General features: G+C 71.9%; 17 protein-coding genes. 11 read left to right on the top strand and 6 right to left on the bottom strand.

Going from position 1 to position 13,392, the window contains the following annotated elements:
* The first annotated feature begins 3 nt into the window (after positions 1-3).
* From ACFYOJ_RS26800 to ACFYOJ_RS26785, 4 genes are all read left to right on the top strand, one after another.
* A complete protein-coding gene (locus ACFYOJ_RS26800) occupies positions 4-1,218 on the top strand; it encodes a hypothetical protein (RefSeq protein WP_356559410.1) in 1,215 nt (404 codons plus the stop codon).
* A 14-nt stretch (positions 1,219-1,232) separates the two neighbouring features.
* The gene (locus ACFYOJ_RS26795; RefSeq protein ID WP_356559408.1) at positions 1,233-1,700 is read left to right on the top strand and encodes a hypothetical protein; all 468 of its coding nucleotides are present in this window, start codon (positions 1,233-1,235) and stop codon (positions 1,698-1,700) included.
* Positions 1,697-2,713 carry a hypothetical protein gene (locus ACFYOJ_RS26790; RefSeq protein WP_356559406.1) on the top strand — a complete coding sequence of 339 codons (1,017 nt, stop codon included), beginning with the start codon at positions 1,697-1,699 and terminating at the stop codon, positions 2,711-2,713. Before ACFYOJ_RS26795 ends, ACFYOJ_RS26790 begins: the two co-directional genes overlap by 4 nt.
* A 245-nt stretch (positions 2,714-2,958) precedes the next feature.
* Positions 2,959-3,222, top strand: a complete 264-nt coding sequence (locus ACFYOJ_RS26785) for a hypothetical protein (protein ID WP_388598061.1) — start codon at positions 2,959-2,961, stop codon at positions 3,220-3,222.
* A 336-nt stretch (positions 3,223-3,558) separates the two neighbouring features.
* Here the strand turns inward: ACFYOJ_RS26785 and ACFYOJ_RS26780 are convergent, their stop codons facing one another.
* The 6 genes from ACFYOJ_RS26780 to ACFYOJ_RS26755 form a co-directional block, all read right to left on the bottom strand.
* Positions 3,559-3,933, bottom strand: coding sequence for a hypothetical protein (locus tag ACFYOJ_RS26780; protein ID WP_388598059.1), 375 nt, complete (start codon positions 3,931-3,933; stop codon positions 3,559-3,561).
* Positions 3,934-3,974: 41 nt separating this feature from the next.
* Positions 3,975-4,778 (bottom strand): hypothetical protein, encoded by an 804-nt coding sequence (locus ACFYOJ_RS26775; protein ID WP_388598057.1) that lies wholly within the window; start codon positions 4,776-4,778, stop codon positions 3,975-3,977.
* A 68-nt stretch (positions 4,779-4,846) separates the two neighbouring features.
* Positions 4,847-5,374, bottom strand: coding sequence for a hypothetical protein (locus tag ACFYOJ_RS26770; protein ID WP_388598055.1), 528 nt, complete (start codon positions 5,372-5,374; stop codon positions 4,847-4,849).
* Between the two features lie 119 nt (positions 5,375-5,493).
* Positions 5,494-6,390, bottom strand: a complete 897-nt coding sequence (locus ACFYOJ_RS26765) for a hypothetical protein (protein ID WP_388598053.1) — start codon at positions 6,388-6,390, stop codon at positions 5,494-5,496.
* A 175-nt stretch (positions 6,391-6,565) separates the two neighbouring features.
* Complete coding sequence (locus ACFYOJ_RS26760; protein WP_356559486.1) at positions 6,566-7,078, bottom strand: hypothetical protein; 513 nt, start codon at positions 7,076-7,078, stop codon at positions 6,566-6,568.
* Positions 7,079-7,390: 312 nt separating this feature from the next.
* Positions 7,391-7,744 carry a hypothetical protein gene (locus ACFYOJ_RS26755; protein WP_356559484.1) on the bottom strand — a complete coding sequence of 118 codons (354 nt, stop codon included), beginning with the start codon at positions 7,742-7,744 and terminating at the stop codon, positions 7,391-7,393.
* 177 nt (positions 7,745-7,921) lie between these two features.
* On the opposite strand from ACFYOJ_RS26755, the gene ACFYOJ_RS26750 reads away from it, so the two are divergent.
* From ACFYOJ_RS26750 to ACFYOJ_RS26720, 7 genes are all read left to right on the top strand, one after another.
* Entirely contained in the window at positions 7,922-8,314 is a 393-nt protein-coding gene (locus tag ACFYOJ_RS26750) for a hypothetical protein (RefSeq protein WP_356559482.1), read from the top strand.
* 110 nt (positions 8,315-8,424) lie between these two features.
* A complete protein-coding gene (locus ACFYOJ_RS26745; RefSeq protein ID WP_388598051.1) occupies positions 8,425-8,898 on the top strand; it encodes a hypothetical protein in 474 nt (157 codons plus the stop codon).
* A gap of 303 nt (positions 8,899-9,201) precedes the next feature.
* Positions 9,202-9,870: a DUF6884 domain-containing protein gene (locus ACFYOJ_RS26740; protein ID WP_388598049.1), complete on the top strand. Its 669-nt coding sequence runs from the start codon at positions 9,202-9,204 to the stop codon at positions 9,868-9,870.
* 41 nt (positions 9,871-9,911) lie between these two features.
* The gene (locus tag ACFYOJ_RS26735) at positions 9,912-10,643 is read left to right on the top strand and encodes a VWA domain-containing protein (RefSeq protein WP_388598047.1); all 732 of its coding nucleotides are present in this window, start codon (positions 9,912-9,914) and stop codon (positions 10,641-10,643) included.
* Between the two features lie 112 nt (positions 10,644-10,755).
* Positions 10,756-11,139 (top strand): hypothetical protein, encoded by a 384-nt coding sequence (locus ACFYOJ_RS26730; protein ID WP_356559552.1) that lies wholly within the window; start codon positions 10,756-10,758, stop codon positions 11,137-11,139.
* Positions 11,140-11,347: 208 nt separating this feature from the next.
* Positions 11,348-12,133, top strand: coding sequence for a hypothetical protein (locus ACFYOJ_RS26725; protein ID WP_388598045.1), 786 nt, complete (start codon positions 11,348-11,350; stop codon positions 12,131-12,133).
* A gap of 173 nt (positions 12,134-12,306) precedes the next feature.
* A complete protein-coding gene (locus ACFYOJ_RS26720) occupies positions 12,307-13,266 on the top strand; it encodes an AAA family ATPase (protein ID WP_356559568.1) in 960 nt (319 codons plus the stop codon).
* Positions 13,267-13,392: the final 126 nt, after the last annotated feature.

The raw sequence follows: 13,392 nt of genomic DNA, 5'->3' as shown, positions 1-13,392 counted from the left end.
CCAGTGGGGTCACTGACCTGCGACGAAGCCGACCACAACGAGAAGTTCATATGCCTGCTGATCCACCTCGCCCTCCAGGGCGAGCGGATCACCGGAGCCTCCGAGGAGGGAGGGAACATGACCACCGCAGACGAGAAGACCGACCCGTTCCACGTGCCGCTCCCGGACGAGGTGCCCGTACCTGCGGCGCGCGCCGAGGAGGCCCCTGCCGGTGACCGCAAGACGGCCGAGAAGCCGGTCGAAGCCCCTGCAGACGCTGCTGTAGATGCCCCTGTAGACGGTGTAGATGCGCAGGTCAGAGCCTCTGAGGACGAGTCGCTGGCCCCCCGGGGGAGCGAGGCGGAGCCCGTCATTCCGCCCAAGCCGGCATCACCTCCGCAGCCGCCGGACAACGCCCCGGAAACGGCCGGTCCGGACTGGTGGCGTGGCGACCGGGAGCAGCCGAAGACCACACCGGCGAAAGGCCCGACGCGCGAGTCTAGGCCGGGCTGGTGGGACCGGCTCTACAAGGACCAGGACGCGGACCTCGACACCTACACCGGTCACGTCCTGACCGTGCCGGAAGGCAGCGGGCCGGTCCTCATCGAGGTCCAGAAGACCCCCGAGCCCGAGCCGGCGAAGCCCGACGAGACGGCGGGCGAGGAGTCCGCCGAGCGTCCGCAGGACCTTGACGTCCCCAAGCCGCAGCCGACTCTCCATATCCGGACGCAGCCCGCGAAGGGGTGGCGGCCCAGCAGGTTCTGGCGCGTCGTCACCTTCAACGGGAGTGCGGCGATGGTCGGCTCCGCCATCGGTCTGAACGCCTACCTGTCCCAGTTCCCGCCGGCCGCCGTGACCGCTGCAGGCGGACTGCTCGGGGCCGGCATGGCGCTCGGCGGGGCGTTCGCGGCGTGGAAGGCGACGGGCAGCGAGATGCTCTCGCCGTTCGTGCCGTTCGGCGCCCTGGGCCGTATCGGAGCGGTCTTCGTGGCCGCCGAGCTCGGACGGCGTCTCGGTCAGGAACTGCTGCCGTACACCTCCGACGCGGTCGCCCGCTACGTCGGGCTGAGCCAGGCCGACACCTCCCTGCTCGTCGTCGGTCTCACCATGTGCGGCGCCTCGGGCTGGCTGGTGTGGCGCACCCGCTACGGCGGCCTGCTCAAGCGCTGGCTGGCGCGTATCCCGCTGGCCACCTCCCTGCTCGTCTGCGCCCTGTACTCCAACGGCCCTGTCATCTGAAAGGCATCAACCCCGTGACCCCCATGAACACCGTGCTCGCCGCTCCCGACGCCAGCTTGGGCCAGGGCCTGGGAGCGGTCGGTCTTTCCTCTCTCGCGGCGACGGGATTCATCGTCCTGATCATCGCCATCCGCAACCGCTCGAAGCCGCTCAAGAAGTACTTCGAGGACCGCCGCCCTCTCGCCGGGCTGGCTGCTGTGACCGGCATCCTGTTCATCATCGCCGGGGGCACCTGGAGGATGATCGCGCAGGGCACGCACGACCTGGCGGCCTCAACGCTCAACGACCCGAACGTCGTCGCCGGGCTGACGCCGGCCGGAACCGCCCTGATCCTGACCACCCTGGCCTTCCTGCCCGAGTGGCAGCGGCGTTTCCCTCCGGCGTTCCTCGGTCTGGGAGCGGGCGTCTCCTGGGGCCTGGCAGGCGCCTTCTGGGGGATCCTCTTCAAGCTGATCGGCGCGATGCTGGGCAAGCTCGCATGAGAAGGCTGCTCAAGGAGATCGCCGTCCCGTTCGAGGGCGTCCGGCAGACTCCGCGGCTCCTGCTGCTCCCGCTGCTGACCGGGTCGCGCCTCATCGCCTCGTTCCTGCTGCGCAGGGCGGCCAGGGGCGTCAAGCTCGGCTGGGCGGCGGCCATGAACCTCGATGCCCCGCCGACGAAGGCCGTCCCGGCCGCACGGGAGCAGGACGGCGCTCCTGCCGACGACGATTCCGCAGTCAAGCCGGCTTCGGGCGCCGCCAAGGTGTCCGGGAAGGCGACCCGGGCCGCCGCCGACGACGCGATCGAGCGGATCGGCCTGGGCTGCCTGATCCTCCTGTTCGCCGGCGTCGTCATCGCCGGACTCATCTGGCTGTTCATGTGGCTCGTCTGGCCGTACATCGCCGCGTACGTGCCGGTCGCAGCCGCCGTCCTCGCGGTGGCATGGGTGATTACCGCGTGGATGATCGCTCCCCCGCCGCAGGAGACCACCACTCAAAACGATCATGAGAAATCTGCGGGGGAGCAGGACGAGGAATCCGAGCAGGACCGCTTCGCACGCCTGCTCGCGCGGTTCGTCGTGGCCGCCGTCCGGGACGCCGCGCCGGAGTACATGGGCGTGCACATCTCCGAGCTCCTCGGGCGGCTGCAGCAGGAGGCCCGGGGCTTCGAGGGGTGGGAGCAGCTTCAACTGCGGGAGTGGTGCACCGCCGCCGGGATCCCCGTCAGCAGGAACGTCCGCGCGAAGGGGAAGGGGCCCACCTGGGGGGTCCGCGCGGACGAGCTGCAGGAGGCGTTCGGCACCTCGCTGGACGAGGCCCTGGAGGCCCTCGCCCGGCCGGCTCCCCGACCCCCCTCCGAGGGGCCCCCGGTCACCCCCGCCCAGGCCGAGGACGCGGGCCCCGCCACCACCCTCACCGCACCCCCCGCCGAGGGCCCCGTACCGGCCCCGCCCAGCACCCCCGCCCAGCCCCACTTCCAGACCGTCCCCGCCCCCTCCCCTGACGCCGTCACGTGATCGGGCCCTACGGGGGCGTAGATGCCATCTACACCCCCATCTACCAGGGCATCTACCGTCCGTCTCACCCCCCGTCGACGGGCCGTCGACACCCTCGTCTACGGCCCGTCGACATCACTTCTGCCACGGCGGGCCCCGCCCCGACGCCCGCCGTGGCCAACGGCGAGAAAGAGCCCCTGCCCGTACGCGGGTGCGGCCCTTGCCCTCTACGATCCGGTGACTACCGATCGGATCAGGAGGCGTCCGTGGCGTTCACGTACAACTGCACGCGCTGCGGCACGGTGTCCCGGCCCTACTTCTTCCGTGCCGGCGCCGAGGGACACGGCGTACGGCACCGCCGGCGCCGTCACGACGGCGACTACCCGGTGGGCGAGCACATCCAGCGCATCGCGTGGATCAACCCGTTCGCCCGGGCCGCCGGTTGGCGGCCCTCTGGAGGCGACGCCGTCGCTGCGGCGGTCGCCGGTCTGCTCGTCCTGTGGAGCATCTGGCACGCGTTCACGAACTGACCCCCGGGGGGGGGGGGGGGGGGGGGGGGGGGGGGGGGGGGGGCCGCCGGCGCCCGCGGGGGGGGGCGGGGGCGGGGCCGCGCCCCCCCCCCCCCGCCCGCCCCGCCCCCCCCCCCCCCCCCCCCGGCCCCCCCCCCCCCCCCCCCCCCCCCCCCCCCCCCCCCGGGGGTCAGTTCGTTCGTGCCCTACCGGACCCTCGGGACTCCGTGCGCGCCGGACGGCCGGGGGCGGTCGACGCGAGGCCTGCTCAGGTCCCGGGCTTCCGGCTCGTTCCCTTCCCCGGTTCTGCTCGCTCGTCGGGCCGTTATCGGAAGCATCGAGCATGTCGCCGTCCGGTCACGGGGCGAGCGGAAGGCTGTCGCGGACGGACGCCGGCAGCGGGAAGGCCGCGGCCAGGGCGGTGATGATCTGGTGGGCCGTGTCCCGGTCGGCTTCAGGGTCCGCCGTCTCGATGGTGTCGCCGTTGCCGAGGAGCTCGGCGAGTTCATCGTGAACGTCCTCCGAGTCTCCGCCGACGCGGCTCGCGATCGCGACCTGCTCGTCCGCGTGCCGGTGGGCCCGCTCCAGGCTCGCCGGGTTGTCCGTCTCCCCGTTGATCTCCGTGCCGGTGGCCTCGACCCTCGGGGGAAGTTCGGGCCCCGTGGGCGGGATGAGGAGGGTGAGGACCGCGTTCTTGAGAGCGGTGCGGTCGAGGTAGACGCTGACGTCCAAAGGGTGGCTCCTGTTCGGGTCGTGGGAAGGCGGGGCGCCGTTCAGCCGGTCAGTTCGAAGGCGCGTTCCAGGCGGCGGGTGTGGTCGGGGGCCAGGAGGTCGCCCAGGGACAAGGTGGAGCCGAAGCGGTAGTCCGCCCAGTCCGGGGTCATCTCCAGCAGGTCGGACGTGCGGCTGCGCAGGGCTTCCATTCCGCGCGCCCACTGCTCGGGCGGGGTGAGCGCCTCCCACTCCTGCTCGGCTGCGTCGGCGTCCAGGTCCTCGCCGCCCGCGGTCCGCGGACAGGCGGTCCACCAGGCAGGGAAGGACTCGCTGGCGGAGACGACGACGGGGTGGTCGTCGCGTTCGCACAGGAAGCTCTGCACCTCTTCCCAGCCGCACGCCTTGCGGAAGTGGCCCTGGGCGAGGCCTTCGGCGACGACGCCGGCGAGCCAGCTCCGGTGGGAGCCGTCGACCCAGGTGTTGAGCTCGCACTGGCCCATCAGCCGGGCGGCCAGGCGCAGGGGGTCCGGGCCTGCGTCCATCGCGGTGTTGAGGGTCAGGGTCAGGGGGCGGATCTGGTGGCCGCGGTAGTCGACGATCGGGTCGTCGAAGATGACGTTCTGCAGGGCGCGCGCGTACCCGCTCAGCCAGTGGCGCGGGCTCACGTGGCGGCCGGGCAGGACCTCCCGGAGCTCGTGGTTGTGCGGCAGCAGGTCGTACAGCGCGTGCGCGCCGGCGCCCGGGTCGGGGTGGTCCAGGAGGACGCGGCCCGCGTGGTCGCGGACCATGCTGAGCAGCCAGTGGCGCTCGTGGCCTTTGAGGTGGGTGTGGCCGTGGGAGTCCTGGAAGCGGAGGTAGCTCACGGGGGTCCTTCGTTCTTGCGGTGCTCGGGCGGTTGGGCAGGGGCGCGGCGCGTCGGGGGCGCAGGGGTTTACCGCCAGTTGAGGCCGGTGGAGCAGTTCGCGGGCAGCGGTGCGCCGCTGACGAGGTGGTGCACCAGGCCGAGCCCGATGCGGACGCAGCCGAGGGCGGCCTCCTCGTCGGTCTCCAGGGCGAAGAAGCGCTGGGCTGCTGAGGCGTTCTCGATCTTGTATGCCTGCTCGAGGAGTTGGCTGCGGGTGAACTGCTGGCCCCGGGGCCCGAGCGGGCGCCGCGCGAAGGCCGCGACCTTCAGCAGGCGGAGCATCCTGGCTTCCGTGTTGAAGAACTGCTGGTAGTGGGCGCTCCGGCTGTCGCGGTCCTGCCAGCCCCTGCCGCGGATCGCCTCGTGGAGTTCACCGCCGGCGGCGACGGTGCGCAGCGCGGCCCGCAGCAGGATGCTGCGCCAGGAGTGCTCGCCCAGGACGTCCCGGGTGGCGTCCCAGTCCGGGGCGCCCAGGGACAGCGCGGTGACGGCGTGCTGGGCGCGTGCCAGGTAGGTGCTCCGGGTCGGTCGGATCGGGCGGGGTGCTGGCGGCACGGTGACGGGTTCCCCTCACATGGTGGCGGCGGGCGGGCGCGGCGCCCCGAGGGGCCGTGGTGCCGGCAGGTGCCCTCGGACTTCTTGTACCAGGCGGGTGTGACAGCGGTCGGGGGTCCTCAGCTCTTGGCCAGGGCGGGCCGTGTGCTGCTCTCCAGGGCGGCGATCGCCTCCTGGGGGACGGGGATGACGCTCTCGATCAGGGTCAGTGCGCGGCGCAGGGCGAGCTGGCGTTGAGGGGCGTAGCCCCGCTCGTCGAGCGCGACGGCGAGGGCGGCCTGGGCCTGTTCGATGTTGCGTCGCTCGGCGGGCGGGAGGTAGCTGGCACCGGTCGTGCGGGCGTGGTGGTCGGCGCTCTTCCAGGCGAGTTCGAGGGCGGTGACGGCCTTGCGGTAGGTGTCGAGGGCGTCTGGGGTGGTGCCGATGCGGGCGTCGCGTGCGGCGTCGAGGGCGTCGATGAGCCGGGCCGTCTGGGCCACGTTCACGTCGGCCAGGGCCAGGCGGTGGAGGTTGTCGAGCAGGTTCATCTCGAAGTCTCCGTAGGCGTCGCGTACCGCGTCGTGGCGCGCTTCCAAGTCGGCTCGGCGCCGGGCGAGTTCGTCGGCGCGGCGGGCCTGCTGCTGGCTGCGCTCGCGACGGCGGCGCACAGCAGCGGCAAGGGCGAGCACGGTCAGCAGCAGGGCGAGGGCGGCGGCCGTGACGCCGAGGACGACCGCGAGGGTGCCCCAGGGCGGACCATCCGTGGTGCCCGGGCCGTCCGCGCTGGTCGGGTCATGGTGCTGGGGGCCGGGACCTTCGTCGAGGAGGTCCTCGCGAAGGGGCGTGCGGAGCTTGGCCGCCAGCTCGAATGGGAGGGTCGGGCGCCACACCATGGCCATGACGACCAGGACCGCTACCAGCGTGGTGCACACCCGGGGCCAGTCCCGGGTTATCCAGAACCGGAAGGCCTGAACGGCGAGGAACAGGCACATGCCCGAGCCGGCGACGGAGAGCAGCCAGGAGGCGGTCGTGGACATCGGTGACATCGGCCGGGTGCCTTTCACGAGGGACGTCCCGCCGGACCGGGTCCGTGGTGGACGGCCCGGCGGGGTCCTGTGATGGGTCAGGACCTGATCACGATGTGACGGCGCGCCTGTGGACAGAGTCCGGCGCCCGCGGGTGCGGGCTGTGGACAGCGCCGGCCGGTGGGGGTCAGATGTGGTCACCGATCTTGATCTTGCGCCACTTCGTCTCGGTGACCGGCTTCCAGCGAGACTGGTCCCCCTTGACGATCAGGACCAGCCACGCCTCCGGCGTCTTGTGCACGCCGGTCTGCACGCGGCCGAGGTACTGGCGGTCGCAGACGGTGCGGCTGCGGCCGTGCGATCCGCCGCTGGAGTTGTCCTTGTCGAGCTTCTTGGGCGAGTCGGGCTTCACCTTCGATACGCCTCCTGAGCGGCCGCCGGTGGATGAGCGCCCGCCGGAGCCGCCGGTGGTCGACGGACGGTTGATGCCGGTGAGGGTGAGCGCGTTGGTGACCGTGCGGCAGTTGGTCTCCCGGTAGCGGTCCTGGTAGATCGGCGTGTTGATCTCCGCGTCGTGGCGCTTCTTCTTCACGGTGCCGTGCTCCAGCGGCGCGGACTGGTGGGAGCCGCAGGCGGTGAGCCAGAACGCGGCGGCGACGGCGGTCGCGGTGATCGTGAGCTGGCGGGCGGTGTGGGCCATCGCGGGGTGAATCTCGCTTTCTTGAAGGGGAAGCGGGCAGCCGGGCGGAGGCACGACTGTCCGACTGGTGGTCTGTGGACAGCGGCCGCCGTCGTGCTGCGGGGGATCAGGAGCCGTTGTCGTCCTGGAACGGCTCGGCGTAGGCGGGCGTGCCACACGGTGAGCTCGGCCGAGCGGCCGTCGAGCCGGTGGAAAGCCCCGGCACGGACCGTCGCGTCCTCGATGCGGCTGGCGGCCGTGGAGAACACCCGCCGGTCATCGCGCAGGTGGGCCTGCCGGTCGACGGCCTGGTGCGGGGCGTGCGCGGGGCGTTCAGTGGTGAAGGGTCTGGAGCTCGTGGATCACGCGGGTCCCGTGGGAGTCATGGACGACGCGGTGGACCAGGAGATCGCCCCGGTGCAGAGCGAGGTGGCGGGCCTTGTCCTCGATGGCGGCGAGCTTGCTGCCGGAGTCCAGGAGGGTTCCGCATTCGCAGAGCACGCCGTAGCCGTTGCGGCCGCCGAGCGCTGCGCACTCCGGGCGGAGCGGCCTGCCGCGGTGGTGACGGTGTTCGTCGTCGCCGGTGAGGGGGCACGGCGAGCGGTCCTTGGCGTGAAGGCCAACGACTTCGGCGTTGGGGGCCTGTCCGCCGTTGCCGTCCGCGCTGTCGGCGTTCGTGCCGTGCATGTACACCCTCGCTCCTTGTCGTAGACGGGTGTCGGGAGAGTGCTGACAGCACCGAACCCGATTGACGCAATAAATTTAACTTGAGAGGATGGATAAGTCAATTTATTTGGGTCGCCGGTGCTCTGGCGCCATCCTGAAGGCGCGGCCTCACCGGCAGTTCGACACCTCGGAGGCCCCTTGACCCGCCCGCTCGGCCGTCACCAGCGCACCGTCCTCAGCGCGCTCGCTCGCCACAACGGCGGCACCTGGACCGCCGGTTGCTCCTGGCAGCTCCGCTCCGCCGCCCACACGGCCCGCATCCTGGACACCCTGGTACCGCGCGGCTATGTGACCCGGTCGACCGGGACCGGCCGGTACACGATCACCGAGGCCGGCCTCAACGCGCTGGGCTGGTACACCTGCGGCAGTTGCACCCGCCTGACCCGGACCCCGGTGATCGAGCACACCTCCCTGCAGCGGCACGTGCGGTGTTCGTGGTGCCACACCCCCGGCAGCCCCTCAACTTCGGGCGAGCCTCATGCCGGGGAGACGCGGCCGCACGCCGCCCTCGTGCGCGGCGTGCCGGCCTGATGACCGCCGCCACTTTGGAGGTGGCCCCGCCCACTGCGCCCCGCCGCACGAGGAGGTGCCCACCCATCCCTCCGCCCAGCATCCCGGAGGCGCCGCGTGGCCTCTCGCGCATGGAGCGCCAGGTGACCTGGTCCGTGTCCGTCTACCGCCACAGCGGCGACGCCGAGGTCCACGAGTACACCAGCCACCGCCTCACCTCCCCCGCGTCGGTGCGCGAGCACGTGGGTCTCGCGCGGGAGCGGCCCTGGGTGTCCCGGATCGCGTTGACCGAGCACGTCCGCGAGGTGACCCGCCGCCGGATCGCCGAGTCCGACCTGCCGGGCGACGGACTGCCGGCGGCGACGCCCGCGCCCGCGGGCGGGATCGTCGCGGCGCGCTTCTACGAGATCGAAGGCTCCTGGGCGGGCGGCCTGCTGAGCGCCGACGACGCCCGGGACCAGCTCCAGGAGCTGCGCCGGGCATCTGGGGGCGCCGCAGGGGTGGCCGAGGCCGCCGGCCCTGCCGGGCCGAACCTGTGGGAGGTCACCGTCGTCGACTTCGCCCGGCCTGCGAGTGAAGACCTCTCCCACCGACTTGACGCTTAAAAGTTGACACAAGAACCCCTAGAAGTTACATTAATTTAGTCACTTGGTGGGTTCCACCCGCCGGCCGTGGCCCCGCGGCCGCTCCGGGAGCCGGCGCAGCGCGCCTTCTCCCCTCATGACCCCGGGGCGGCAGGAACGATCCGAGTCGGCTGCTGGCCCTGCCGCCCCGGCCCTGCCTCGCCCACGGAGGAGACTCTGGCCCCCCACGCCCCCACCAACCACTTCCCCGAGCGCTGGCAGACGTCAGCTGTCCCAGCGGATCGGCTCAGCACCCGGCAGTGTGCGGGTCTGCACGCCGCTGCGGTGCACGCACAGGGGTATCTCCCGCCGTCCGTGCCCGACCCGGAGGTTCGCGAGCTCGCCGAGCTGGGCCTGGTCGAGTCGATCGCCGCCGGCGGTACGGACCGGTTCGGGCCCCTGACGCGTGCTCCGCGCTTTCGCATCTCCGAACGCGGCCGGGACAGGGCCCGCGCCGAGCCGCTTACCCAGCTCCTGCTCGTGCCCTGTTCGATGGGCAAGCTCGACGTACCTGCGGCCCCGGCCGGGGAGATGTACGTGGGCTCCTACCATGTCGCGGCGCGCAGGGCGGCAGCCGCCGCATCGGCGAACGGCTCGGCCCAAGTCCTCATCCTGTCGGCGAAGTTCGGGCTCCTGCGCGACGAGGACCGGATCCTGCACTACGACCTGCGCGCCGGAGACAGCGGCACGGTCACCCGGCAGGCCCTGGCACGGCAGGCCCACTTCCTCGGCGTGAGTGCCGCGCGCGTGACGGTCTTCGCCGGCAAGGCGTACGCCGACCTCGCCCGCACGATCTGGCCCGGCCTCGAGCACCCGCTGGAGGGCCGAGGGATCGGCCAGCACCTGGCCTTCTTCGCCGCCCTGTACCGCCCCGGCCGCCCTGCGGGCGCGCGTCCGCAGCGGCGGCGTGGCCTGCGGACTCTGTCCACAGGCCACGCCGCGCACCGTTCATAGATCAGTTCCACGGCCGACCTGGCCCGATGACAGGAATCACCATGTTCAAGAAACTCTTCTCCGCCTCCCCCGCCCCTTCCGGGCCGCCCCCTGCCACGCCGGTGAGGACGCCGCTCCCCGAGCTGACCAAGAAGGCCGCCTACAGCCTGCAGAAGTCAGGGCTGAGCGGGCAGCGGGCGGCGGTCTACCTCGTCCTGGACCGCTCGGGCTCGATGCGCAAGTACTACAGCGACGGCACGGTCCAGTACCTTGCCGAGCGGATCCTGGGCCTGGCGCGGAACCTGGACGACGACGGCGCGGTCCCCGTGACCTTCTTCTCCACCGAGGTCGACGGCACGATCACGGTGGACGTGGACGACTATGCCGGTCGGATCGAGGCGGCGCACAACAGCCTGGGTCACATGGGCCGTACGTACTACGCGACGGCCCTGCGCGCGGTACTGGAGCAGCACCGGCGGTCCGGGGCCACCGCACCCGCGCTGATCGTCTTCCAGACCGACGGCAACCCGGACGACCGGGCCGAAGTGATCTCCCTTATGCGCGAGATCGTCGGGGAGAACGAGGAGGAGGCGATGGACGCGTTCGTGGCCTTCGTCGCCTTCGGCAAGAAGGTCGACTTCCTGCGCACGCTCGATGTCCTCGGGCTGCGGGCCGATCACGTGTCGCTCTTCCAGGCCGATGAGCCCGAGCAGATCGCCGACGAGGAGCTCTATGACGGCATCACCCACGAGTTCGTCCCCTGGCTCCTGAGCCGTCAGCTGGCAGGCCGCTGACCGCCACCCGGACATCCGGTCGCAGGTCCGCGGCCGGCCGACCGGCCCCCACCACCCTCAGCGCAGTGCGCGGGTCCCGTCCCCGCGCCCCGAGCGAAGAACAGGACGCACGATGAGCGAGCGGACTCTCCACGCGACCTACGCCAGTGCCTCCCGGTCGGCCGGTGAACAGGCAGCGGCGCTGCGGCTGCTGCTGGCCCGCACCGCCGCCGATCCGGACCTGGCGCTCGCGCTGAACCAGGTCGACACCACCGAGATGAAGGGCCCGCTGGACACCGCCGGCCTCCGGGCTGCGCTCACGGAGGCGGAGGCCGAGCGCGATGTGAACGCGGCGCTGGCCGAGCGGTACCACCGACGCGCGCTCGCGGGAGTGGCGCTGGGCACCTCGTGCGTGTGCGGGCACTCTCCCGCCACCCACGCTCCACGCCTGACCGAGGACGGCCGGCTGCCCTGCCGGCACGCTGACTGCAGCTGCGCTGACCTCGACTTCTCCTGACGGTCATCTCGGTGTCCCTGTCTGCGCCGGGTCACCCGGAACATCCGGCCCCGTCCCTCCCTGAGCCCCGCGGCCTCGGTCCGCGGGGCTCTCGGCGCTCCACCACCGGGCCGCGGCGCGTAAGGCGCACCGCACAGACCCACACCTGACCCATTTAAATTGCCGTACCATCGGCCGTGTATTTATTTTTTAGCGACAAGGAGCCGTGATGGCCCGCCAGGACGAACTGCTGACCCTCAACGAGATCGCCAAGCTAGCCGGCGTGGGCCGGCAAGCCGCGCAGAAGTGGCACCAGGTGCCGCGCAAGACGGGCGGTGAACCGCCGCTGCGCATGGTCGCCAAGGCGATGAACGTCGCGATCCCGGAGGCGGACGACGACTCGCCGCGCTACCCCCGCAAGGTGGTGGTCGCCTTCCTGAAGGCCGTGGGCTACATGAATGCGGACGAGAGCCCCATGGAGCGGCGCGGCGGAAGAGGGAAGTGGACGCCGGCCAAGCCGACCATCGACCCCCGCCCGGCTGAGCACACCGACGCCGAACGGTCCGAAGGCGAGCAGCCCGGGTCCAAGGCCGGCGAGTCGTCGCTCTACGTGGACCCCTCGACCGGGGGGCGACTGCGCTACTACAACGCGCACGCGTGGAAGATCGCCGGCTTCGGCTCGGAGAACAGCTTCACCTCCTCGCGCACCCTAGGCCGGTTCACCGAGCCCGACGGGATCGACGAGCTCGAGCGTCCGTACTGGTTCCGGGAAACGCTGGAGAAGTGGGCGGCCGGCGCCGAGGACCGCAAGGCGGCGCGGTACGCCGGCCGAGCGCCGGACGGTTTCACACCGGAGGGACAGCCCTTCCACCTCCTGCCCGACGACAACTACTACGCGAAGAAGGCCGCCAAGCAAGTCGGCCGGACCTTCCGCCCCCTGCCCGGCGACAACTACTACACGAAGAAAGCTGCCGAGCAAGCCGGCCAGACCGTCGAGGAAGAGCCCTCCAAATAGGAAGCAGAACGCCACCTGACCAGCAATTATCATATGTACCTGTGGTAAAATTAATAGCGTCAGAGGGAGTCGGTTCCGGCCCCCCGGGGGCGCCTTCGCGCCCCCGTGCGCGGCCCCTGCGGACCGGACCCCGAACCCACCGAGATGCTCCCGGAGGTCTCTTGACGGACACCATGACGCATCCACAGGAATCTCCCGCCGCTCGCCCACCCCATCCGCAGTTCCCCTTCGGTCCCGCGGTCAACACCCAGATCCGGGGACGCATCGCGCTGACGGGGCCCAGCGGCTCCGGAAAGTCGTTCACCGCGCTGGAGCTGGCCTCGGCGCTCGGATCCTCGACTGCGGTCATTGAGGCGGTCCACGGGCATGTCTCGAAGTACGCCGGCCGGTTCGACTTCCACACCTGCCCGCCCCTGACGTACTGCTCGCCGGAGGCGCTGGTCGCGGCTCTGGCCGAGTGCGCGGCGCGGGGCTACGAGACCGTGATCGTCGATCCGTACACGCTGTTCTGGTCCGGCCACGGCGGCGTTCTCGAACAGGTCGATGACGCTTCCAAGCGGGGCTCTGGCGGCAACAAGTCCGGCTGGACCGAGGTCAGGCCGCGCGAACGCCGGATGTGGGACGCCCTGTTCGCGTATCCCGGCCACGTCATCGTGACGCTGCGCTCGAAGACCGACTACCACCTGGAGGCCGACGAGCAGGGCCGTCACGCCATGCGGCGCTTCGGCGGCAAGCCCGAGCACCGCGACGGCGCGGAGTACGAGTTCAACTTCGTCGGCGCGATGGACAGCGACAACACCCTCGTCGTGGTCAAGGCGCTCTCGCCGGACCTGTCCGGCGCGGTCGTCGCCCGGCCGGGGGCCGAGTTCGCCGTCCGCGTCCGCGACTGGCTGGAGGAGGGCGAACCGGTCGCTCCGCCGGTGCCGGTCACGGAACTGATTGCGCAGGCGCGTCATCCCGAGGCCACCTACGCCGGGCTGGGCCGGCTGCGCGACACCGTACGCCGCCGCTGCCTGGAGGACGTCCTGATGGCCGACGACGACGGCCTGACCCTCGTCCGCCTGGACGACTACATCACCCGGCGCGGCAGGGCCCTGCAGGCCGCCGCCCCGCAGGGCGCCCACGCCTCCTGACGCCGGCGCGGGGGCCCCCCCCCCGCCCCCCCCGGCCCCCCCCGGCCCCCCCCCCACAGAGACGGCCGGGGGGGGACCCCCCCCCAAAGAGGCGGGGCCCGGCCCCCCCCACGCCCCCCCCACGGC

The organism is Streptomyces sp. NPDC006384 (assembly GCF_042870695.1).
GTDB lineage: Bacteria > Actinomycetota > Actinomycetes > Streptomycetales > Streptomycetaceae > Streptomyces.
The sequence above is the reverse complement of the archived record's forward strand: the minus strand, read 5'-3'. Positions and strand labels throughout refer to the sequence as shown.